This is a genomic window from Streptomyces capitiformicae, assembly GCF_002214185.1.
Taxonomy (GTDB): domain Bacteria; phylum Actinomycetota; class Actinomycetes; order Streptomycetales; family Streptomycetaceae; genus Streptomyces; species Streptomyces capitiformicae.
In genome coordinates this window covers 2,982,688-3,004,360 of the sequence record NZ_CP022161.1, presented here as the reverse complement: position 1 = coordinate 3,004,360, position 21,673 = coordinate 2,982,688, and the positions used below count along the sequence as shown (strand labels likewise).

Sequence of the window (21,673 nt, the reverse complement as noted above, 5' to 3'; positions counted from 1 at the left end):
GTGTTCCTTGAGGGCAAGCGACTGCTTAGTATGCACGTGTCAGTCGATCCCGGTCAGACGAAGCAGTCCCGTGGAGGCACCGCATGCAGGCATGGCAAGTGCACGAGAACGGCGAGCCCGGTGAGGTGATGCGGCTCCAGGACGTGGAGCGGCCCACGCCAGGTGACGGCCAGGTCCTGCTGAAGGTGCGCGCCGCGAACATCAACTTCCCGGATGTGCTGATGTGCCGGGGCCACTACCAGGTCAGGCCACCGCTGCCCTTCACGCCCGGCGTGGAGATCTGCGGAGAGACCGAGGACGGGCGCCGGGTCCTCGCCAACCCGGCGCTGCCGTACGGCGGGTTCGCCGAGTACGCGGTCGCCGATGCCGCCGCCGTCCTGCCCGCGCCCGAGTCGCTGGACGACGCCGAGGCCGCCGCGCTGCACATCGGCTACCAGACGGGCTGGTTCGGTCTGCACCGGCGAGCCAGGCTCGAAGCCGGGGAGACGCTGCTCGTCCACGCCGCCGCGGGTGGCGTGGGCAGTGCGGCCGTACAACTCGGCAAGGCGGCCGGGGCGACCGTCATCGGGGTCGTCGGCGGCGCCGACAAGGCCGCCGTGGCCCGGGAGCTGGGCTGTGACGTGGTGGTCGACCGGCGGAGCGAGGACGTCGTCTCCGCCGTGAAGGAGGCCACCGGAGGCCGGGGCGCGGATGTGATCTACGACCCCGTGGGCGGCGAGGCCTACACGCAGTCGACCAAGGTCGTCGCCTTCGAAGGGCGCATCGTGGTCGTCGGCTTCGCCAGTGGGACGATCCCGAGCCCCGGCCTCAACCACGCCCTCGTCAAGAACTACTCGATCCTCGGCCTGCACTGGGGCCTGTACAACACCAAGAACCCGAAGCTGGTCCAGCACTGCCACGAGCAGCTCACCGAGCTGGCCGCCCGGGGTGTCGTCAAGCCGCTGGTGAGCGAGCGGGTGCCCCTCGACGGGGCCGCGGCCGCCGTACAGCGGGTCGGGGACGGGGTCACCACCGGCCGGGTCGCCGTAGTGCCTGCACTGGAGAACGGAGCCTCCGCATGACCGACGCCCCCGAGCTCCGGCGCCGTACGGCCGAGTTGCTGGCCGCGCACCCGCCGGCCACCACCGACCGCCTGGACTTCCTGCGCGCCCGCTTCGACGCGGGACTCGCATGGGTGCACTACCCGGAGGGCCTCGGCGGACTGGGCGCGCCCCGCTCCCTCCAGGCCGTCGTGGACGCGGAGCTGGAGGCCGCCAACGCCCCCGACAACGACCCGCGGCGTATCGGTATCGGCCTCGGCATGGCAGCGCCCACGATCCTCGCCTACGGCACGGAGGAGCAGAAGCGGCAGTACCTGCGGCCGCTGTGGACCGGTGAGGAGGTCTGGTGCCAGCTCTTCAGCGAGCCGGGTGCCGGGTCCGACCTCGCGGCCCTCGGGACGAGGGCCGTACGGGAGGGCGAGGGCGACTGGGTCGTCAACGGGCAGAAGGTGTGGACGTCCAGCGCCCACCTCGCCCGCTGGGCCATCCTCATCGCCCGCACCGACCCGGACGTCCCCAAGCACCGGGGCATCACGTACTTCATCTGCGACATGACCGACCCGGGCGTCGACGTCCGGCCGCTCCGGCAGGTCACCGGTGAGGCCGAGTTCAACGAGGTGTTCCTCACCGACGTACGGATCCCGGACGCGCGTCGCCTCGGTGAGGTCGGCGACGGCTGGAAGGTCGCGCAGACCACGCTGAACAACGAACGCGTCGCCATCGGCGGTATGCGGCTGCCCCGCGAGGGCGGCATGATCGGGCCGGTCTCCAAGACCTGGCGCGAACGCCCCGAACTGCGCACCCACGACTTCCACCAGCGGCTCCTGAAACTCTGGGTCGAGGCCGAGACCGCCCGCCTCACCGCGGAGCGGCTGCGCCAGCAGCTCGTCGCCGGACAGCCCGGCCCCGAGGGCGCCGGCATGAAGCTCGCCTTCGCCCGCCTCAACCAGGAGATCAGCGGCCTGGAGGTCGAACTCCGCGGCGAGGAAGGCCTGTTGTACGACGACTGGACCATGCGGCGCCCGGAGCTGGTCGACTTCGTCGGCCGCGACGCCGGCTACCGCTACCTCCGCTCCAAGGGCAACAGCATCGAGGGCGGGACCACCGAGGTCCTGCTGAACATCGTCGCCGAGCGCGTCCTGGGCCTGCCCGCCGAGCCGCGCACCGACAAGGACGTCGCCTGGAAGGACCTCGCCCGATGAGCACGACGAGCGCACAGCCCGACCTGCTGTACTCGGAGGAGGAAGAGGCTCTCCGCGCCGCCGTCCGCGATCTGCTCACGGACCACTGCGACGCACCCGGCGTCATCGCCCGCACCGAGTCCGACGCGCCCCACGACCGCGAGGCATGGAAGGCGCTCGCCGACGGCATGGGGCTCGCCGGGCTGCTGATCCCCGAGGCGCACGGCGGTCAGGGTGCCACCCACCGCGAAGTCGCCGTGGTCCTGGAGGAGTTGGGGCGTGCGGTCGCCCCGGTGCCGTATCTGACGAGCGCCGTCGTCGCCACTGAGGCCCTGCTCTCCTTCCCTCAGTCTCGGCTTCGCTCGACCGGGGGGACCCCCATGGCCGCCGACCTGCTCGCCGAGCTGGCGACCGGCCGCAGGATCGGCGCCCTCGCCGTCGCGCTCAACATCGCTCCGGGCGCGGCCTACAAGGTCGTACGGCATGAGGACGGCGCCCTGCACGGAGAGCTGACCGGCATCGCGGACGCGGCCGTCGCCGATGTGCTGCTCGTGCCCGCCGACGACGGCGGTCTGTACGCGGTCGACGCCTCCGCCGCGACCCTCACCCCCCAGGTGTCCCTGGACCTGACCCGACCGCTCGCGACCGTCACCCTCGACCGGGCGCCCGGCCGGCTCCTGGGCGACGCCGAACCCGCCGTACGACGTGCCCTGCGCGCCGGGGCCGGGCTGCTCGCCTCCGAACAACTGGGCGTCGCCGAATGGGCGTTGACCGAGACCGTGCGCTACCTCAAGGAGCGCAAGCAGTTCAACCGGCCCGTCGGCGGCTTCCAGGCGCTCAAGCACCGGCTCGCCCAGCTGTGGCTGGAGGTCGTCAACCTGCGGGCGGCGGCCCGGAACGCCGCCGACGCGCTGGCGAAGGACGACGACACCGCCGTGGCGGTCGCCGTCGCCCAGGCCTACGCGGCGCCCGTCGCCATCCACGCCGCCGAGGAGGCGCTGCAACTCCACGGCGGGATCGGCATGACGTGGGAGCACCCGGTCCACCTCTACCTCAAGCGGGCGAAGGCCGACTCGATCGCGTACGGCACGGCGGGCGCCCACCGGGCGGCGCTGGCCGAACTGGTCGACCTCCAGGCCCCCTGACGTACACCCGGCGAAGAGCAGGCAAAGCCCGCCCCACCTGGGCGGGCTTTTTCGTGTGCCCCACGCGGACGGGATGAACAGGGGGCGGCAGTCCGGCCAACTCACGCCATGTACAGGCTCTTTGCACGGCTCAGGACCCCATACTCGCTGGGGTCCCGTACGCCACTCAAAGGGAGGCGGACCATGGCCCTCACCACCCGTCGCAGAGCCCTCAGCACCCTCGGCGCCGCCCTCGCGGGCGCGGTCGCCCTGCCCACCACCAGCGCGTGGGCGGGCGAGCGCAAGCACGGCCCGCGTCCGCTGTGGCGTGCCCACGCGCACAACGACTACGAGCACCCGCGGCCCCTGCTCGACGCGCTCGACCACCGCTTCGGCAGCGTCGAGGCCGACATCTTCCTCGTCGGCGACCAGCTCCTCGTCGCCCACGACCCCGTCGACCTCGACCCCACCCGCACCCTCGAATCCCTCTACCTCGACCCGCTCGCCGCCCGCGTGCGCGCCAACCACGGCTCCGTGTACCGGGGGCAGCGGGGGTCGCTGCAACTGCTCATCGACATCAAGACCGAGGGATCGTCCACGTACCTCGAACTCGACCGCCATCTGCGGCGCTACAAGCACCTGTTCACGACGTACGCGCACGGCAGGGTGTACCCGGGCCCGGTGACCGCCGTGATCTCGGGCGACCGGGCCGCCCGCGTGCCGATGGAGGCGCAGACGGTACGGCGCGCCTTCTACGACGGCCGGCTCGCCGACCTCGGCGGCGCGGCGCCCGCCTCCTTCATCCCGCTGATCAGCGACAACTGGACGCTCAACTTCACCTGGCGGGGCGAGGGGACGTTCCCCGAGGCCGAGCGCGCCAAGCTGCGCACCATGGTCTCCACGGCGCATGGGCGTGGCCAGAAGGTCCGGTTCTGGGCGACGCCGGACGTGCCCGGTGCCGCCCGGGACGCGCTGTGGGGTGAGCTGGTCGACGCGGACGTGGACCACCTCAACACCGACGATCTCGCGGGGCTCGAAGCGTTCCTGGACGGCCGGCGGTAGACACCACACGTTCGGCGGATACGTCATCCGCACGGACGAACCCTTCGCTACGCCACACTTACGGCCGAATGCCGTGAAGTGGGCGTGGCGGAGGAGGTTGACGATGGCCATTTCCATCTCTGTGGTGGTCCTGCTCGCGATCCTGACGGTGATCTTCATGCGCAACGGATCGCTGAAGTTCTCGCACGCCGCCGTGTGTGTCCTGCTGGGCTTCTACATGGCAGGCACAAGCCTGGCCCCGACCATCCACAACGGCCTCACGGCTACGGCGGACATCGTCAGCAGCCTGAAACCGTGAGTCTGCGACGCTTCAAGCCACCCGAGCTCTTCCGCGCAGGGGGTCGAAGAGGTCAGCGCCAGGGGGTGGTGAAGACGCCGATGCCGTTGGGGACGGGGCGTTCCGTGCCGGCGCTGGGGTTGTTTCGTACCGTGACCTCGGTGGTCCCGGGGGTGCGGGCAGCCAGGGTCGTCGAGCCGCCGCCGTCCAGGCTGAAGGCGTCGACGGAGCCCAAGTCCCGCATGGTGGCGGCTACTTCGGCGATCGTGAGCCCCGTGCGGTAGGCAGGCGATCCGTCCAGGGCCAGGAGAAGGAGACGGCGGCCGCCGTCGGCGATGCCCGCGGCCGTGCGTACCGCCGAGGTCGTGTCGTTCAGGCCGGGGAGCGGCCGGCCGGAGCGTAGGACCGGGTAGCCGCCGACGGCGAAGGCGTACGGCGTGCGGGTCGACGAGGCCACCAGGCGGTGACGCACCTTGACCGTGTCGCCCGGCGACAGCTTGCGCAGCCACTGGGCGCCCGCCTCGCGGCCGACCAGGACGGTCGTGCCGGAGTCGATCGCACCGCTGCCGGGGCTGTCCGCAGAGGAGACGACCCGGCCGTCGGCGATCCGCACCTCGTGCGTGTCCGTGCTGCACGGCGCCGCCCGGTCGGTGTCCGTGCCGCAGACCGCCCGCATCCGGGAGACGCTGCCCCAGTCCGAGGTGAACGCCCCGACGGAACCGACCGGCAGCGCGTACTGGTTGAGGCCGCCGAGCGGTAGATCGCCCTCGGCGGTGGTGACGGAACCGTCGAGGGCGAGGCTGTCGAGCCGGGCCCGGCCGTCGGCGGTGACGCCGAGCACGTCCTTGGTGCTCGTGCCGGGCGGCAGCGCCGGGCCGAAGCGCTGCCCGTTCGGTACGGCGGCCTTGAGTGCGCGCCCGCGGGCGATCGCCGGGCCGACCGACGCGCCCGTGGCGGCGACACCGGGATGCTGGGTCTCGGTGATGTTGAAGAAGTCACCGTTGACGCCGGCCACGGCACCGGCCGACGTGGCCAGTTGGGACACGGTCGCCCGCGCCGCCACCTTGCCCGGGTACAGGAGCCCCACGCTCACCTGGCGGCTGCGCATATCGACCCTCAGGACGTGGGCGTGCGCCACGCCCTTGGCCGCGTCGATGTCGAACCGGGTGTACTCGACGCCCGGCGCGAGCTCGACGGCCTTCGACGCGGCGCCGGCCGGTGCCGCCCCCGCGAGGGCCGCCCCGGCCAGCACACTCCATAGCGCGAGAACCGTCAGTACCGTTCTGACGTTTCTGATGTTTCTGACGGTTCTGACCGTTCTGAATCGTGCGCCACGACGTGTCACGGTGCCCCCTGAAGTCTCGTCAACTCTCCCAGGAATCAAGGGAAGTGGACCAGACGAGGACCGGCCGCGCGGTGGCTATGCGTCGACGACGCGAGAACGGATGAGGAAACGCACTCCTTCGGGTGCTTCCAGGGAGAAACCGCTGCCCCGGCCCGGTACGACGTCCACGATCAGCCGGGTGTGGCGCCACACCTCGTACTGGCTGCGGGACATCCAGAACCCGACGGCCTCGTCGACGCCGTCGACCTGGAGCTCGGCGAGCAGGACGTCCGAGTCGCCGGTACGGAACTCGCCGTCCGGGTAGCACATGGGGGCGCTGCCGTCGCAGCAGCCGCCCGACTGGTGGAACATCAACGGGCCGTGGGCCGCGCGCAGCCGCCGGAGAAGGTCGGCGGCCGCGGCGGTCAGCTCAACACGCGGGACCACATCCATGGCCGTAGTCAACGCCCGGCCAGGTTGCGAGGACGTTGCGTGGGCCTGGCGTCAGCCGTGGGAGCCGCCGCCCGGGCGGTTGTTGCGGCGGCGCAGCAGGAGCAGGCCACCCGCGAGGGCCGTGATGCCGCCGGCGGCGCTCCAGGCCACGAGTTCGGTGGAGCCGGTCGCGGCCAGGTCGTCACCGCGTCCGCCCTGCGCGCTCGCGGAGGCGCACGGGGAGGCCGACGAGCCGCTCGTCTTCGTGCCGGTGCCGGACCCCGAGTCGGCGCCCGAGTCCGAACCCGAGCCTGCCGCCTTGGACGCGGACGGGGACGCCTCCGCCTCTGCCCTAATCGCCTTGTCCCGCGTGAACGCCAGCGTGCCGAAGCCCAGTTGGTCGAAGCCGCCGCTGTTGGGCCGTAGTCGCCGCCACCGCCCTCGGGGGCCGCCTTGGCGGCGATGCGGGTGACGTATGAGGCGTCGAGGCCCCGGCGCTTGGTGCAGTGGTTGGCGATCATGGCCCAGATCGGCCGCGTCATGTTGGGGTCGACGCCCGCTGCCTGGGACGCGGTCTCGCGGCCGGACCAGCCGTTGATCGCGCCCTTCGCACGGGTGTTCTCGGTGTAGGCAACCTGGCCGCCCATGGCCCGCTTGGCCACGTACTGGGCGCCCTTGAGGAAGCGGTTGTCGTCGTAGCCGTACAGGTCGATGCGCTGGTTCCAGGCCATCTCGCAGAAGGTGCCCATCAGGCCGACGCCGAGGAGGGCGTGGCCCTGGTCCCGGCCGGCCTCCAGCCACTCGGCGAGGCCGTCGTCGTGGACGACGGGGATGGCCTGCTTGACGGCGCCGAGGCCCTCGCCGTTCTTGAAGTAGTCGACGGCGCGGGCGACCTGGGCCTTGTCGTCGCAGAAGATACCGGTGGCGAGGACGCAGGCCATGTTGGCGAGGTCCCAGTTGGGCCAGTAGTTGGTGATGACCGCGCCGTTGTGGTTCACCAGGAAGTCGTCGCTGACCGTGCCGAAGACGTCGCTCAGCATCTCCTGGAAGCGGTCGAGCGCGAAGTCGGGGGTGATCGCGGACGAGCTCGGCGGCGTTGGCGATCTGGTAGCCGTACCGTCCGGAGGCCAGGAAACGGTCGGCGTTGCCTGCGATGGAAGTGAGCTGCTCCGACCAGGCGTTGAGGATGGCGACGGCGGTGTCGGCGTACTCGGCCTCGCCGGTGACGTGGTGGCGCAGGCCGATCTGGTAGGCGGCGTGCACGTCGTTGTAGAAGGTCACGTAGTTGTTCTCCATGACCATCTTCGTGTTGCCGCGCGCGTAGTTGCCGTACGACGAGGTGATGTCCGTGCCGGACACGTCCTCCAGGAAGTTGTTGTACAGGTGCGCGTGGGCCACGTTGTCGGTGGAGGGGTTGCGCTGCTCGGCCTCGCGGAACCAGTGGACACGGTGACGTGGGTGGTGTCCTTGCGGCTGTCGATCTGGCCGTCCGCCATGTGCCGCAGGTCGTTGTGGCCGATCCAGACGTGGTGGGCGCCGTCCATCTGGATGGCGTCGAAGTCGTGGTCCTTGTCGTTCCAGGTGCCCTGGTAGGAGTCACGGATCGTCAGGTTGCGGATGATGGCGTTGTGGACGCCGGAGCCGAGGAAGAAGCCGCCGCTGTTCCGTTCTGGCCGAGCGCGTTGACCGACGCGAAGCCGTCGGCGACATCGTCGGCCCACGCCGCCCCGGCTGCCCCGGCTGCCCCGGCCGTCGCGGCCTTCGGCAGGGCGCCTTCGCCGAACGCGCCGAAGACCGTCCCGTAGGCCATGGTCCCCGCGGCGGCCAGGGCGAGGGGGCGCCGATGGCCAGCGCTGTGTTCCTTCTCCGGTGGCGGGCCTTGCTGCGGTTGTCGCTGACGCGTCGCTTCCGTTCCTTCTGGAGGGGGTGGTCAGCGGAGGAGTCGCCGCCGGATGTGAAGAGGTTGCCGCCTTTCCGCACGGGCCGTGCCAGGGGCGCATTCGGCTCCGTCCGTTGACACGTGTGTGCTGGTCAGCCCGTCGCTGTCACAGCAGTACATCGATTTTGTTGTTCACTTGACTACCGGGCGTCACACGCGATTGGCTCCGCCCAGCGAAAGTCAGCCAGTCGCCGCACGTCATCGCGGTGAACGCGGCATTTCGCCTTCCCCGAAACGTCCCGCCCCGGTCGCACAGCGAGGTGCCGCACCCCCATGACTCCACCCCCCGCGCTTCACGGTCTCTCCAGATCTTTCCGTGCCGCGGCGCTCGCGGCGGCCGTCAGTCTGACGGTCGCGGGCTGCTCCGTCCTCGGCGGAACGGACTTCGATGCGGAAACGGAGTCGGCGGGCGAGGCGGGCGGTAACGGCATGAAGGTCGCCCTGATCACCCACAGCGCCGAGGGGGACGCCTTCTGGGATCTGGTGCGCCGAGGCGCGGACGTCGCGGCCGCCAAGGACGGCATCGACCTCACCTACCACAGCGACCCCGACGCGGCGGGCCAGGCACAGCTGGTGCGGGACGCGATCGCCGACAAGGTCGACGGCATCGCGGTGACCCTGGCCAAGCCGCAGGCCATGCGGAGCGCGGTCGCCGAGGCGCGCAGAGCCGGTATACCCGTCGTGGCCCTCAACTCCGGTATCGACGCCTGGGCCGCACAGGGCTTGCTGGCGTTTTTCGGCCAGGACGAGAGCGTCGCCGGCCAGGCGCTCGGCAACCAACTGGACGCCCTGAAAGCCAAGCACGCGCTGTGCGTCGTCCACGAACGCGGCAACGTGGCCATAGAGGCCCGCTGCGCCGGAGTGCGGAAGGCTTTCGCCGGACAGACCGAGAACCTCTACGTCGACGGCACAGACATGGACGCGGTGACGCGCTCGATCACCGCCAAACTGCGCCAGGACCCCACGATCGACGAGGTGGTGACGCTCGGCGCGCAGTTCGCGCTGGCCGCCGTGGACTCGGTCGACGACGCGGGCAGCAAGGCCGAGGTCGCCACCTTCGACCTGAGCAAGGACCTGGCCAAGGCGGTGCGGAGCGGCGATGTGCAGTTCGCGGTGGACCAGCAGCCGTACCTCCAGGGCTATCTGGCGGTCGACTCGCTCTGGCTCTACAAGACCAACGGCAACATCAGCGGCGGCGGGGTCGAGCCCGTGCTCACCGGCCCCGCGTTCGTCAACAGGAAGAACATCGCCGGAATCGCGAAGTTCGCGGAGAACGGCACGCGTTGACGAATGCGTGAGGGCCTTGTGTACCCGCGGCGAAGGGCGCGTGTGCACCCAGGCAAACGGAACCTTCCGTTCGGGCACGATCATGCAGCGGGACGCAACCATCCGGAACGGTCGGGTAACGGCGACACCAAGCTTTCGACCTCTGCTGACGCATGCGTTCTCTTGTACGGATAGCATCCTGCGCATCCCCTGTGACGTACCGCTGACTCCTTCCGCTCCCCGCCAACCGCCCAAGGACGACGATGCCCTCACGGACCGGCGCCCGGCGCCGTCTCGGCTCCATACGTCTCTCGCTGATCCTTCTGGCTCTGATCCCCGGCGTCACGCTCACCGCCAGCTGGGCCATGACGACGACGCAGATGTTCTCGGAGGGGCTACGGCTGCGGGCGCAGACCGGACTGAGCAAGTCCACCGGCGCCATGGGAACCGACGCGACCCTCGCCCTGCAGCGCGAGCGCGCCCTGTCCGCCGCCTACATGGCGGCCCCCGGCAGCTCCATGGAGCCCCTGGAGCGGCAGCGCAGGGAGACCGACAAGGCGGTCGCGAAGCTGACCGAAGGCGCGGACGCCATCGAGGAGGCCCCCGACCGCGTCGGTGGGCGGCTGTACTCGGTGATGGCCGGCTCCGGCAGCCTGGAGTACTACCGGGACCAGGTGGACAGCCTCACCGACATCACCCCCGAGCAGGCCCTGGCCCATTACACCGAGATCATCGACGGCCAGATCCACGCCTTCCAGGCGCTCTCCCAGGTCGACGACGGCGACCTCACCTCGCAGGCCGGTCCGCTCGTCACCCTCGAACGGGCCGCCGAGCTGGTCTCCCAGGGGGACGCGATCCTCACCCTCAACTGGCCCTCGGGGCAGCTCGACAAGTCGACCCGGGACCGCTTCGCCCAGGTGGTCAACGCCCGCCGCTGGCTCGTCGACAACCAGCTCTTGCCCTCGCTGGAGGGCGAGGTGAAGACCGAGGTCGAGCGGATCATCCAGGGCAAGGACTGGCAGGCCCTGCAGAGCGTGGAGAATGAAATCCTCTCCACCCCCACCACGGGCCCCGTTTACTCCCGGAAGACCGAGCTGCCGGAGTCCCAGGCGCTGTGGAACGACGCGATGGCGAAGCTGTCCGCCCAGTACGAGCGATTGATCCGGGCACAGACCCAGGGGCTGCTGGACCGCAGCGGTGAGGAGGCGCGCGGGCTGCTGATCAAGGCCGGCTCGCTGAGCGCCGCCGGGCTCGCCGCGCTGCTGCTGTGCGTCGTGATGTCCTGGCGCATCACCCGCTCCCTGTCCCGCCGCCTCACCGGCCTGAGGACCGCGACCCTCAGCCTCGCCGAGGAACGGCTGCCCGACGTCGTGGCCCGCCTCGACCGGGGCGAGAAAGTCGACGTCGACGCCGCCGCGGCCCCGCTGGACTACGGCACCGACGAACTCGGCCAGGTCGCCAAGGCGTTCAACGCCGCCCAGCGCACCGCCGTGCACACCGCGGTGGAGCTCGCCGACACCCGGCGCGGATTCCAGCGGGTCATCCTCGGCATCGCCCGGCAGAGCCAGAACCTGGTCAACCTCCAGCTCACCAAGCTCGACAAACTGGAGCGCCAGCACCAGGACCCGGAGATCCTCAAGGGCCTGTACGAGCTGGACTCCACCGCGAGCCAGCTGCGCCGCTACGAGGAGAACCTCGTCATCATCAGCGGCGAGCGGCCCGGCCGTACCTGGTCCGAACCGGTCGCGCTGATCGACATCCTGCGCAGCGCCGTCGGCGAGGTCGCCGAGTACCAGCGGGTGGAGGTGCACACCGAGGACGACGTGTGGATCGCCCCGCCCGCCGTCGCCGACGTGATCCACCTCCTCGCCGAGCTCATCGACAACGCCACCGCCTACTCGCCCGCCCCGAGCCCGGTGGGCGTCCGCGCGGCGATCGTGGCCAAGGGCCTCGCCATCGAGATCGAGGACCGAGGGCTCGGCATGTCCGAGGAGGACTACGCCGCGTTCAACGCCCAACTGGCGGTGTCCCCGCAGTTCGACGTGGTCGCGCTCGCCGACGACCTCCGGCTCGGCATGTTCGTGATCGCCCGGCTCGCCACCCGGCACGGCATCGCCGTCACCCTGCGTGCCTCGCCGTACGGCGGCACCACCGCGATCGTGCTGATCCCGCACGAGATCGTGGTGCGCGAGGCCCCCGTCCCCGACGAGGACGGCACCGACACGGCCGAACCGCCCGCACGGACCTCGCTCGTGGCCGCCCGGGTCGCCGCCGTAGCCGCGCCCGAGCCCGTACGGCAGGACCGGAACCGTACGCCGGAGCCGGAGCCGGAGCCCGTCACGGACGGGCGGACCGCGGAAGCCGTCGCGGACGGGACCGGGCCACGGGCAGCCGCCGCCAGGAAGAAGCCTCTGTCGGGGAAGAAGGGCGGCCTGAAGCCGTTGCCCCGCCGGATCCCGCAGACCAGCCTGGCCGCCGAGTTGAAGGAGGAGGCGCCCACCTGCCCGGACGGCGACCGCGACGACGACTTCACCGCCGAGCGCGCAGCCTCCTCGCTCGCCGGATTCCAGCGCGGAACCCTCCAGGCACGTGACGAGGACGCGGAACCCGAGTACGCAGGGGCAGAACCCGCACCGTCCGAAGACCCAGGAGACCGGCTCCCCGCCTCCGGCACCTGACGTCCCATCGACTCCCCCTCCGCACACCGCTCATTGAAGGACACACAGATGACACGCCGTATCCCCGCCACGCACAGCCAGCTCGACCAGCTGCTCACCGGACTGGTGGACCGCGTCGCCGAGGTCGACCACGCCGTCGTGCTCTCCGAGGACGGACTGGTCGTCAGCAAGTCCACCGCGTTCCTCCGCGACGACGCCGAACGCCTGGCGGCCACCGCGTCCGGCCTGATGAGCCTCAGCAAGGGCGTCAGCATGGACTTCCGCGGTGGCCCCGTCCGGCAGTTGCTCATCGAGATGGGCAACGCCTTCCTGATCCTCACCAACGCCGGACCCGGCGCGAACCTCGCGGTGCTGACCCGGCAGGGCGCGGACGTCGGCGTGGTGGCGTACCAGATGAACATGCTGGTCAAGAAGATCGGCGAGCACCTCAGCGCGGCACCACGCGCCGATGCCGTCGCGGCCGACAGCGGCGAGTGAGGTGAACGGAGGCGACGCGGCGGGCCGGCTGGTTCGCCCGTTCACCCTGACGGGCGGCCGGACCCGGCCCGCCCGTGGCGACTTCACCCTGATCACCATGGTGACGGCGGTGGACCCGCAGCCGGCCGGGGGCACCCGGCCACAGCCGGAGCACACGCGGATCCTCAAGCTGAGTGCGAAGCCGATCGTGGTCGCGGAGCTGGCCAGCAAGCTCGACCTCCCGGTGAGTGTGGTCGCCATCATGCTCTGCGACCTGCTGGAGGCGGGCCGGATCAGTGTCCGCCAGCCCCGCATGATCTCCCGCACCCCCGACCTGGACCTGCTGAAGAAAGTGAGGGACGGCCTTGGCCGGCTCTGACCCCACCCCCCAGGGGACCTCGGCACCCGACGCGGTGAAGATCCTCATCGCCGGCGGATTCGGCGTCGGCAAGACGACCATGGTCGGGTCGGTCAGCGAGATCGTCCCGCTGCGCACCGAGGAACCCCTCACCATCGCGAGCCTCGGCGTCGACGACCTCGACGGCATCCCGGAGAAACAGGCCACCACGGTGGCCCTCGACTTCGGCCGGATCAGCATCGGCCAGGACCTCGTGCTGTATCTGTTCGGCACGCCCGGGCAGCAGCGGTTCTGGTTCATGTGGAACGATCTCGCGATCGGCGCTCTCGGGGCGGTGGTCCTGGTCGACGTGCGCAGACCCGAGTCCAGCTTCGCCGCCATCGACTTCTTCGAGCGCCGCGGTATCCCGTTCGTCATCGGCGTCAACGGCTTCTACGGCGAGCACCCGTACGAACCGGACGAGATCCGCGAGGCCCTGGCCCTGCCCGAGGACATGCCGGTACTGCTCTTCGACGCCCGGGAGCGCACCTCGTGCCGTGACGTACTGATCGCCCTGCTCGACCAGTTGATCGCCGCGTCCGCCCACTGAAGCGCTACGGGCGGACCTCCTCCCGTACGAGACCGGCCACATGGTCGGTGATCGTGTCGAGGATGTCCGTCCAGGTCGCGTCGTCACCCAGGACCAGGTAGTTGAGGGTGAGACCGTCCGTCATGGCGGCCAGATAGCGGGCCAGGACCGGGACGGGGACGGTCAGTTCGAAGTCCATGGACCGGCGCAGATGCTCGATCAGCTCGGCGTAGGTGTCGCAGTACATCTCGTACTGGCGTCGCGCCAGATGTTCGAAGCCGGGCTCACGCAGGGCGTACTGGGTCAGCTCGTAGGTGAGCATGTGCTCGCCCGGGTGGGCGGACACATGGTCCCAGTACGCCTGGAAACCGGCCCGTACGGTCTCCCTGAGTGTCTCCCGGGGCCGGATCGCCTCCCGCACCAGTGCCACGTAGTGCCCGGTGATGGTGGTGATGACGGACTCGATCAACTCCTGCTTGGAGTCGAAGCAGTAGTGGAAGACGCTCAGCGACACGCCCGCCTCGGCCGCGATGGACCGGGTCGTCGTCCTGGGGACGCCGTCCCGGGTCATCGCGCGGATGGCCGCCTCGGTCAACTGTCTGCGCCGCTCGGCCGACGGCAAGCGTGCCATGGTGGATTCCTTCCCCCGTTGTTCGGGTCAGCCGCTGAACACGCCGACCTCGTACAGGGAGTACCCCCAGTTCGTACCGCGGTCCACCCCCTGCATCCGAACATATCTCGCCGCGACACCGGAGAACGTGGCCGTGTCCAGGCCGCCGTCACCGGCGGTCGTCGACCACACGGTCCGCCAGGCCGAGCCGTCGGTGGAGACGTCGACCCGGTACGACCTGCCGTAGGCACGCTCCCAGTCGAGGGTGACCTTCGTGATCGTGTGCGAGGAGCCGAGGTCCAGCCTCAGCCACTGGTCGTCGCTCCAGTCGCTCGCCCAGCGGCTGTCGCCGTCGCCGTCCGCGGCCCGGCCGGGCCGGTAGCTGGTGAAGGGGTTCGACTCGGACGAACTGGCCGTCGCCGTCACGCCCTTGGCGAGGTTCACTCCGGCCTGGTGGTCCTCGGAGGAGCCCCAGGTGTCGAGGTAGGACTCGGCGCCCTTGAACAGGTCGTCCACGACACCCTGGCCGCCGACGAGCCGGATGTCCTCGATCCAGTCCGGGACCATGCCGACATGGGCGGCACCGTCGGTGTTGTAGTCCCAGGTGCGCTGCCCGGTGGTCTGCCTGTCGAGGGTGGAGCCGCCGTCGGCGCTCTTGAAGGGGTACGTCACCGGGTTCGACGTGTCCGCGCCCCGCGGGGCGGGGTGGTCGCCGATGCCGTTGAAGTCCGTGCCGAATCCGTAGCCCACGTCGTACTTCGCGCGCAGCGCGTCGGTGCGCTGGGCCTCCTTGCTGAACTCCTGCGAGCCGTGCATGTACTGGGCCACGAAACCGCCGAGGGAGTAGACCCGCTCGGTCCAGTTCAGGTCCATCCAGCTGTGCGAGGACAGAACGCCCGGGTACGACTCGGCCTCGAAGATGTCGAGGACGCGGCCGGTGGCCTTGACGCTCATGTGGTCGATCTCGAGCATCATCTTGCGCTTCATCATGCCGCGTACGGCGTACTCGCCGAGATCGGTGAGCCCGCGCACGTTGCACTGCGCGTCCTTGTCGTACTCCGGGACCTCGGTGCCCTCCGGCAGATCCTTCTCGGCCTTCGTGGACGCCGCACCGATCGGGTTGTCCTTCTGCGGGCCGGTGCACTTCTCCGTCCGCCAGAAGGTGCCCGTCGACAGGAACTGGCCGACGTTGATCGCCGTGCCGAGACCGTGCTCGTCGAAACGGACGCCGCACAGCGCGTTGTCGAACTTGTGGCACAGGAACATGCTGCGCACACCCAGGTCGTACAGCTCGTCGAGGCCCTTGTCGATGTCCTGCTTGCTGCACTGAGGGATGTCGAGGATCTGCTTGCAGCCGAACGGCTCGGAGGTCTCCACGCCCAGGATCACGGCGAGCTTGCCCTGCGCGATGACCTTGCGCGCCTGCTGGCTGTCGGTGACGATCCGGAACCAGCCTTTGCCGGTGCCGCCGTACATCGCGTCGATGTAGTCCTGCAGGTCGTACGTCAGCTTCGCCTGCAGACGGATCGACGTCATCTCGTCGCAACCGCGGTCCTTGAACGGGTAGACGGAGCAGATCATCCCGTTGGTGACCAGGTCGTTGACCAGGACGCGCTGACCGCCGCGCCAGGCGCGCTCGATCCAGGCGTAGTAGTTCGCCTGGTGGGTCATCGAGTTGTACGCCGGCCAGTCCTTGAACGTGGGCCAGCCGACCGGGTCGTGCTTGCCGTCGCCGCCGTGGGTGATGTAGTCGAAGAGCGCGAGCGTCCCGTCCGGGTAGTGCTCGGGGCAGTCCTTCAGCGCGTCGGCGACGCCCGAGGTGGAGAACACCTTGCCGCAGATCAGCCGGCCGCCGAAGGCCTCGTTGGAGAACAGGTGGTTGTGCGCGTCGACGAACCCGCGCACCTCGCCGGCTGAGTTCGTCCCCTTGAACGGCTCGCCCGTGACATTGATCTGGGAGTCGGGGGCCGGTCGGGAGGTGGGGAGCCACCAGTCGCCGGTGGCGGCCGAACTGGACGAGGGGCTCAGCAGCATGCCCATCGCGGTGAGGAACAACGCCAGCACCATGAGGGGCCGGCGTCTGTGCTGGGCATGTCGAGTCCTGGTCATCACTCACGTCCTCGGTCGAAGGATGGCGCGGTCGATCGGCCAGACCGTTCCGGGACGCGTTGAACACCCACGACGCCATAGCCCGATTTGTCATGGCTGGCACAAGCGATGTGACGAGAATCTCTCCGCAGGTGAAGCGAGTCAATAGTCCGGGACGGTTGACCTGATGGCGATCGGGGCTCAACGGCGAGGTGACGATTCGTCAAATGATCGGAAACCTGAGGGAATTGTCCGGGAGCTGCCGACGGGTCGTGTGTTGCCCGGTCGCGTGAGTCGAGTGAGTCGAGTGAGTCGAGTGAGTCCTGTGGTCCTGTGGGTCCTGTGAGTCTTGTGAGTCTTGTGAGTCGTGTTGGTGACGCCGACGGCGGGAGCGCCCCGTATTGCCCGGGCTCGACAGGCCTGCCCCCACAGGGCGGCGGGCTGCAGGGCAGCGAGGCCGTCACCCAGGTCGCCGGGCCGGGGATGGCGGGGCTGCTCACCCAGGCGTTCGGCGCGGTCACCGCACTCGTGGCCGACGCGGTGACGTTCCTGATTTCCGCGCTTTGCCTGAAGCGGATCAGAGTGGTCGAGCCTGACCGCGCTCTGCACGAGGAACGCGCCTCCCTCCGACGGCAGATCGCCGAAGGGCCCCGCTTCGTGAGCCGGGACCGCTACCTGCGGCCGATGGTCACCCGGGGCGCTGTGATCAACATGGCGCTGATGGGCTACCAGGCGGTCCAGGTTGTGTTCCTTGTCCGCACCGTCGGGCTAAACCCGGCCACGGTCGGGCTGCTGCTGGCCAGCGGCAGCACCGGCGGCATCCTGGGCGCCCTGGTGGCCACCAGGGTCAGCCGACGGTTCGGTACCGCGCGCGGGCTGCTCGTCCTGCAGGCCGTCACCTCGCCGTTCGCGCTGCTGATGCCAATGACCAAGACGGGGCCGGGGCTGCTGCCGTTCGCGATGGGCGCCCTTCTCGTCGGGATCGGTATCTCCGTGGCCAACATCGTGGTCGGCAGCTTCCGGCAGAACTACTGCCCACCGCACATGCTCGGCCGGGTCGTGGCGACGGCCATGGTGATCAACCACAGCACCATCCCGCTCGGATCCCTGCTCGGCGGCGTGCTCGGTGACGCTGTCGGTTACCGGTCTGCCATGTGGACCATGACGGGTTTCGTCGCGCCCAGTTGGCTCATCCTTGCCATGAGCCCCATGCGTCGCGAGCGTGACCTGCCGCTGACCTATGAGCAGGAGCAGGTGCAGTCCAAGGACCCAAAGGGAGTACAAGGGGCTGCCTGATCACATCTTTCCCGTGCCAGGATGGGGGTGCCCCGGTACAGGGTGCCGGCCCGGCGGGCTCAGGCGCCTCCTTCAGAGTCGGTGTCGAAGTCGGCGAGTTCGAACTCGCTGTACAGATCGCCGTCGTCCTGACCCGCGTCACTGAGATTGATCTGGCCGGTGAGGTGGGCCAATGGGGCCGCTGGCGTGGCAACCTCCATGCGCGTGCCGTTGTCGTCCAGCACGAAGGTCCCCGGGCGCCAGTCACCTGGATATGTCTCGGCGGGGCTGCGGGGCTCGAAGTGCAGGGTGCAGCCGGCGACCAGCGGCAGGCTGGGTGACAGCGTCATGCTGAGTGCATCTTGGCCGTGATCCGGTCGATGTCGGCGTCGTAGCTTCCCAGCTCCCTGAGAATCGTCACCGACTGCCGCCAGTAGTCGCGGGCCGCTTCCTCGTCGCCCATGGCGAGGTGGACGTCGCCGAGGTGGTCCAGGTTCTCGAAGAGGTTGAACCTGTGGCCGTTCTCCTCGTTCAGCGCGAGGCTGGAGTGGTAGCACACGACCGCCTCTTCGTAGTCGCCCAGGTGCTGGTACGCGAAGCCCAGGCTGTCCCAGGTGTTGGCCTCGCCGCGGCGGTCCCCGAGTTTCTGCTGGACGGCAAGGGCCGCCCGGCAATGGGCCGCCGCCGACTCGTACTCACTCAGCTGGGCGTAGTCCCAGCCGACCGCGTTGAGCGCCCTGGCCTGGCCGGCGAGGTGGCCGACCGCCTGGAACAGCTCCAGGGCGAGAAGATCATGGTGGAGGGCCTCCCGTTGATCACCGAACCGGTCGCAGATCCAGCCGAGTACGAGATGGGTCTGGGCCTCGCCCTTGTGGTCCTCCAGGGCGTGGTAGAGCTCCAGAGCACGCGCGAGGTGATCGTCCGCCTCGTCGTGGCGGCCGATCTCGTTGTAGGCGCAGCCGAGTTCACGATGGGCACGTGCCTGCTCCGAGGGATCGTCCAGGGCGGTCGCGGCCTCGAGGGCGGCCGTCTGGGTCGCGATCACGTCGTGCCATTTGCCCTTCCGGCCGTGATACGTGCTCAGAGCCCAGGCCAGTTGGCATGTGTGGCGGTGCAGCCCGGCTCGGCGGGTCTGCTCGACCGTGGCCGCGAGCACCGCATGCTCGGTCTCGAACCACTGCAGTGCCTCACGGTCGTCTGCGTGCTGCACGGGCGCCGCACCAGGGACCGCCGCCGTCAGGGTGATCGGATCACGGTGTGGCCAGAGCAGTCGGTCGCAGGCGTGAGCCGTGTGCAGGGAATGGTCGACGCCGCGCAGGAGGGCCTGCGGCGTTTCGGGGTCTTCGGCGGACAGCTCGACGGCGTACTCGCGCAGCAGATCGTGGAGTGTGTAGCGGCCCGGAGCGTGTTCCGACACCAGGTGGGCACGGGCGAGTTCCACGAGCAGCGACCGTGTCTCGCGCGGACCGAGGCCCGCCACGGCGGCAGCGGCGGGGGTGGCGATATCCGGTCCCGGGTGCGTTCCTAGCAGCCGGAAGAGCCGGCGTGGGCCGGTGTCGAGTGCCGCGTATGACCAGGAGAACACGGCGCGCAGGTCAGCCGACCGGTCGCCGCCGTCGAAGGCGTCGAGGCTCTCCCAGGCGGCGTCCAGCTCGGAGGCGAGAGCCTGGAGCGGGAACGAGGGGTTGGCCGCGGCGCGTGCGGCCAGGATACTGATCGCCAGCGGCAGGCCGGCGCAGCGTTCCAGGATCCGGGTGGCGTCCCGGGGTTCGGCGCCGACGCGCTCGGATCCGAGGTGGCGGCTGAACAACCGCCGGGCCTCGTCGGGCACGAGGGCGTCCAGCGCGAGCGGCCGGGCGCCGTGCGCACATGTCAGCCCCGTGAGCTGCCGGCGACTGGTCACGACGACCGTGCAGGACGAGCCGCCAGGCAGGAGGGGCAGTACCTGGTCGGTGTCGTGGGCGTTGTCGAGCAGGATCAGCATCCTGCGGCCGGCGGTCAGGGTGCGGTAGAGACCGGCCTGCGCGTCGGCGCCGGCCGGGATCGCGCCGGGGGCTGTGCCGAGCGCTTCCAGAAAGGCGCGGAGCACCTCGTCGGGGGGCGTGGGGCGACCGGTGGCGTCGAACCCCCGGAGGTTGGTGTAGAGGTGCCCGTCGGGAAACCTGTCCACGTTGTCGTGGGCCCACCGCAGGGCCAGGCAGGTCTTGCCGACGCCTCCCGTGCCGGTGATCGCCGCGATGCCGACGGTGGTTTCCGCCTCGCCGTCGCGATCCACCAACCGGTCCAGCAAGCCGATTTCACGGGTTCGGCCGACGAAGGCTGGTGGCGGAGCCGGCAGTTGCTGCGCCACAGGCACGGGCGGCGGTACGGGCCCGGGCGACGGGTCGGGGAGGGACTGCGGCGCGGTCGTGTCCTGTGCGTGCGCGGACGCGGGGGCGGTCGGCGACACGGCGAGGGACGGGGAGGACCGCAGGATCTCCTGGTGGAGGTCCTGCAGGGACGGGTGCGGACTGGTCCCGAGCTCCTCGGCCAGCCTGTCGTGGATGTCCTGGTAGACGGCAAGTGCGCTGGACGGGCGGCCACTTCGGTACAGGGCGAGCATGTACTGGCCGGCGAGGCGCTCGTCCAGCGGGTGCTCGGCCGTCAGCGCGAGGAGACCGGCGATCAGTTCGGCGTGGCGCCCCCGGCTCAGCTGGATGTCGTTGCGGTCGAGCTGGGCGGTGACCCGCTCCTGGGCCAGGACGTCGCGCAGATCGCTGAGCCACGGGGTGTCGAGGGTGCCGAAGGCCGGTCCCCGCCACAGTCCGAGCGCGTCGTCGAACAGGGCGGCAGCGGCGGCCTCGTCGGTGGCGGCGCGCGCCCGCGCGATCAGGTCACGGAAACGGTGCAGATCCACGGCCCCCGGATCCACGGTCAGGAGGTAGCCGCCCGCCTGTCGGTCGAGGCGCACGTCCTCGGCGTCGCCGAGGACACGGCGTAATCGGGAGAGGTAGCTGTACAGGCTGCCACGGGGCTCGCGCGGAGGGCTGTGTCCCCAGACCCGGTAGGTGAGTTCGTCGACCGGGACGTGGTGGTTGGCCTCGACGACCAGAACCGCGAGGACGCACCGCTGGCGCGCGGGACCGAGGTCGACCGGTCTGCCGGCAATGCGTGCCTCGACGGAGCCGAGCACGCCCAACTCAGTGTCCATCCGTTTCTCCTCCCCCGGCCCCACATGCTATCCAGCGCACGGCATGACCAGCGGGCCAAGGATTCGCCAAGGTTCGCACAGGATCGGCCATTCAGGATCGAGCCGCTCCCCGACGAACGCGGGGGATTTCCGAGAACTGGAGGAGCGGGACAGTGAACCGATTCACGAGTGCGGCCCTGACAGGTGTGCTGCTGGCGGGCGGCGTCATGGCCGTCGCGCAGCCCACCCAGGCGGCGCCGGCGCCGGGCGGCGTGGTGGCCGCCGACGCACCGGCCGTCGCGAAGGCCGCCGGCAAGACCAGCAAGTACTACTTCCTCTTCAACAAGAATTGGTCCGACCCCACCAAGTCGCGGCTGTACTACATGAAGAGCCAGCCGGGCAAGGACCGGAAGATCGACGACTGGCGGGCCGGATCCGGCAACGGCAGCACGAACGAGTGCGCCAAGAACGCGGGATGGCTGCCCACCGGGACGTACAACGTCGGCAAGCAGACGACGAGGAAGAACGGCGGGGAGAAGGGCATCAACGGCTACGCCATCCCCGTCTCCAACAAGTGGTGCAAGCCGAAGCCCGGCCAGCGCAAGGTCGTGCGCGACGCGCTGTTCATCCACAGCGAGATGCTCCCCGACGGCAAGCAGGGCAGGAAGACGAACGGCGACAGCCCGTACCGCTGGGACGGAGCCGGGGACTACTACTCCCTGGGCTGCATCAAGCTCTCGCCCAAGGACATCAGGGAGCTGTTCCGCACCGCGAACAAGCACGGCTGGCCGAAGCAGCTCAAGGTCGTCAACTGAGCACCGCCCAA

The 21,673-nt window shown here is 70.0% G+C and carries 18 protein-coding genes and 1 pseudogene; 12 read left to right on the top strand and 7 right to left on the bottom strand.

What is annotated here, in order from left to right:
* The first annotated feature begins 83 nt into the window (after positions 1 to 83).
* The 5 genes from CES90_RS13295 to CES90_RS13275 all read left to right on the top strand — a co-directional run bounded on the left by CES90_RS13295 (position 84) and on the right by CES90_RS13275 (position 4,705).
* Positions 84 to 1,061, top strand: coding sequence for an NADPH:quinone oxidoreductase family protein (locus CES90_RS13295; RefSeq protein WP_189784970.1), 978 nt, complete (start codon positions 84 to 86; stop codon positions 1,059 to 1,061).
* Positions 1,058 to 2,242, top strand: a complete 1,185-nt coding sequence (locus CES90_RS13290) for an acyl-CoA dehydrogenase family protein (RefSeq protein WP_189784969.1) — start codon at positions 1,058 to 1,060, stop codon at positions 2,240 to 2,242. The genes CES90_RS13295 and CES90_RS13290 overlap by 4 nt, the downstream gene beginning before the upstream one ends.
* The gene (locus tag CES90_RS13285) at positions 2,239 to 3,366 is read left to right on the top strand and encodes an acyl-CoA dehydrogenase family protein (RefSeq protein ID WP_189784968.1); all 1,128 of its coding nucleotides are present in this window, start codon (positions 2,239 to 2,241) and stop codon (positions 3,364 to 3,366) included. Before CES90_RS13290 ends, CES90_RS13285 begins: the two co-directional genes overlap by 4 nt.
* Before the next feature lie 183 nt (positions 3,367 to 3,549).
* Entirely contained in the window at positions 3,550 to 4,407 is an 858-nt protein-coding gene (locus CES90_RS13280) for a phosphatidylinositol-specific phospholipase C/glycerophosphodiester phosphodiesterase family protein (protein WP_189784967.1), read from the top strand.
* Positions 4,408 to 4,510: 103 nt separating this feature from the next.
* The gene (locus CES90_RS13275; protein ID WP_189784966.1) at positions 4,511 to 4,705 is read left to right on the top strand and encodes a hypothetical protein; all 195 of its coding nucleotides are present in this window, start codon (positions 4,511 to 4,513) and stop codon (positions 4,703 to 4,705) included.
* A 52-nt stretch (positions 4,706 to 4,757) separates the two neighbouring features.
* On the opposite strand, the gene CES90_RS13270 is transcribed toward CES90_RS13275, so the two are convergent.
* The 3 genes and pseudogenes from CES90_RS13270 to CES90_RS13260 all read right to left on the bottom strand — a co-directional run bounded on the left by CES90_RS13270 (position 4,758) and on the right by CES90_RS13260 (position 8,291).
* Entirely contained in the window at positions 4,758 to 5,936 is a 1,179-nt protein-coding gene (locus tag CES90_RS13270) for a phosphodiester glycosidase family protein (protein ID WP_189784965.1), read from the bottom strand.
* 168 nt (positions 5,937 to 6,104) lie between these two features.
* Complete coding sequence (locus CES90_RS13265) at positions 6,105 to 6,461, bottom strand: DUF779 domain-containing protein (protein WP_189784964.1); 357 nt, start codon at positions 6,459 to 6,461, stop codon at positions 6,105 to 6,107.
* Between the two features lie 51 nt (positions 6,462 to 6,512).
* Positions 6,513 to 8,291, bottom strand: a pseudogene (locus CES90_RS13260) (alginate lyase family protein).
* A 361-nt stretch (positions 8,292 to 8,652) separates the two neighbouring features.
* On the opposite strand from CES90_RS13260, the gene CES90_RS13250 reads away from it, so the two are divergent.
* From CES90_RS13250 to CES90_RS13230, 5 genes are all read left to right on the top strand, one after another.
* Positions 8,653 to 9,666 carry a substrate-binding domain-containing protein gene (locus CES90_RS13250; RefSeq protein ID WP_189784963.1) on the top strand — a complete coding sequence of 338 codons (1,014 nt, stop codon included), beginning with the start codon at positions 8,653 to 8,655 and terminating at the stop codon, positions 9,664 to 9,666.
* A 242-nt stretch (positions 9,667 to 9,908) separates the two neighbouring features.
* On the top strand, positions 9,909 to 12,323 hold the full coding sequence (locus CES90_RS13245; protein ID WP_189784962.1) for a sensor histidine kinase: 2,415 nt from the start codon (positions 9,909 to 9,911) through the stop codon (positions 12,321 to 12,323).
* Positions 12,324 to 12,371: 48 nt separating this feature from the next.
* Positions 12,372 to 12,800 (top strand): roadblock/LC7 domain-containing protein, encoded by a 429-nt coding sequence (locus CES90_RS13240; protein ID WP_189784961.1) that lies wholly within the window; start codon positions 12,372 to 12,374, stop codon positions 12,798 to 12,800.
* 1 nt (position 12,801) lies between these two features.
* A complete protein-coding gene (locus tag CES90_RS13235; RefSeq protein ID WP_189784960.1) occupies positions 12,802 to 13,158 on the top strand; it encodes a DUF742 domain-containing protein in 357 nt (118 codons plus the stop codon).
* Entirely contained in the window at positions 13,145 to 13,726 is a 582-nt protein-coding gene (locus CES90_RS13230; RefSeq protein ID WP_189784959.1) for a GTP-binding protein, read from the top strand. The genes CES90_RS13235 and CES90_RS13230 overlap by 14 nt, the downstream gene beginning before the upstream one ends.
* A gap of 4 nt (positions 13,727 to 13,730) precedes the next feature.
* Here the strand turns inward: CES90_RS13230 and CES90_RS13225 are convergent, their stop codons facing one another.
* A complete protein-coding gene (locus CES90_RS13225; protein ID WP_189784958.1) occupies positions 13,731 to 14,336 on the bottom strand; it encodes a TetR/AcrR family transcriptional regulator in 606 nt (201 codons plus the stop codon).
* Positions 14,337 to 14,363: 27 nt separating this feature from the next.
* Positions 14,364 to 16,382, bottom strand: coding sequence for a galactose-binding domain-containing protein (locus CES90_RS13220; RefSeq protein WP_189785087.1), 2,019 nt, complete (start codon positions 16,380 to 16,382; stop codon positions 14,364 to 14,366).
* A gap of 354 nt (positions 16,383 to 16,736) precedes the next feature.
* Here CES90_RS13220 and CES90_RS13215 point away from each other — a divergent pair, with 354 nt between their 5' ends.
* Complete coding sequence (locus CES90_RS13215; RefSeq protein WP_308437879.1) at positions 16,737 to 17,699, top strand: MFS transporter; 963 nt, start codon at positions 16,737 to 16,739, stop codon at positions 17,697 to 17,699.
* Between the two features lie 59 nt (positions 17,700 to 17,758).
* Here the strand turns inward: CES90_RS13215 and CES90_RS13210 are convergent, their stop codons facing one another.
* Together CES90_RS13210 and CES90_RS13205 are read right to left on the bottom strand one after the other, a co-directional pair.
* Positions 17,759 to 18,028 (bottom strand): hypothetical protein, encoded by a 270-nt coding sequence (locus tag CES90_RS13210; RefSeq protein ID WP_189784957.1) that lies wholly within the window; start codon positions 18,026 to 18,028, stop codon positions 17,759 to 17,761.
* Complete coding sequence (locus CES90_RS13205; protein WP_189784956.1) at positions 18,025 to 20,868, bottom strand: AfsR/SARP family transcriptional regulator; 2,844 nt, start codon at positions 20,866 to 20,868, stop codon at positions 18,025 to 18,027. Before CES90_RS13205 ends, CES90_RS13210 begins: the two co-directional genes overlap by 4 nt.
* A 152-nt stretch (positions 20,869 to 21,020) precedes the next feature.
* Between CES90_RS13205 and CES90_RS13200 the strand changes: the two genes are divergently transcribed.
* Complete coding sequence (locus tag CES90_RS13200; protein WP_229914050.1) at positions 21,021 to 21,662, top strand: L,D-transpeptidase; 642 nt, start codon at positions 21,021 to 21,023, stop codon at positions 21,660 to 21,662.
* The last annotated feature ends 11 nt before the right edge of the window (positions 21,663 to 21,673 follow it).

Bases quoted from the DNA above. Each gene is read 5' to 3' on its own strand.
- CES90_RS13295 (WP_189784970.1), top strand. From the start codon at position 84: ATGCAGGCATGGCAAGTGCACGAGAACGGCGAGCCCGGTGAGGTGATG.
- CES90_RS13290 (WP_189784969.1), top strand. From the start codon at position 1,058: ATGACCGACGCCCCCGAGCTCCGGCGCCGTACGGCCGAGTTGCTGGCC.
- CES90_RS13285 (WP_189784968.1), top strand. From the start codon at position 2,239: ATGAGCACGACGAGCGCACAGCCCGACCTGCTGTACTCGGAGGAGGAA.
- CES90_RS13280 (WP_189784967.1), top strand. From the start codon at position 3,550: ATGGCCCTCACCACCCGTCGCAGAGCCCTCAGCACCCTCGGCGCCGCC.
- CES90_RS13275 (WP_189784966.1), top strand. From the start codon at position 4,511: ATGGCCATTTCCATCTCTGTGGTGGTCCTGCTCGCGATCCTGACGGTG.
- CES90_RS13265 (WP_189784964.1), bottom strand. From the start codon at position 6,461: ATGGATGTGGTCCCGCGTGTTGAGCTGACCGCCGCGGCCGCCGACCTT.
- CES90_RS13250 (WP_189784963.1), top strand. From the start codon at position 8,653: ATGACTCCACCCCCCGCGCTTCACGGTCTCTCCAGATCTTTCCGTGCC.
- CES90_RS13245 (WP_189784962.1), top strand. From the start codon at position 9,909: ATGCCCTCACGGACCGGCGCCCGGCGCCGTCTCGGCTCCATACGTCTC.
- CES90_RS13240 (WP_189784961.1), top strand. From the start codon at position 12,372: ATGACACGCCGTATCCCCGCCACGCACAGCCAGCTCGACCAGCTGCTC.
- CES90_RS13225 (WP_189784958.1), bottom strand. From the start codon at position 14,336: ATGGCACGCTTGCCGTCGGCCGAGCGGCGCAGACAGTTGACCGAGGCG.
- CES90_RS13220 (WP_189785087.1), bottom strand. From the start codon at position 16,382: ATGGTGCTGGCGTTGTTCCTCACCGCGATGGGCATGCTGCTGAGCCCC.
- CES90_RS13210 (WP_189784957.1), bottom strand. From the start codon at position 18,028: ATGACGCTGTCACCCAGCCTGCCGCTGGTCGCCGGCTGCACCCTGCAC.
- CES90_RS13205 (WP_189784956.1), bottom strand. From the start codon at position 20,868: ATGGACACTGAGTTGGGCGTGCTCGGCTCCGTCGAGGCACGCATTGCC.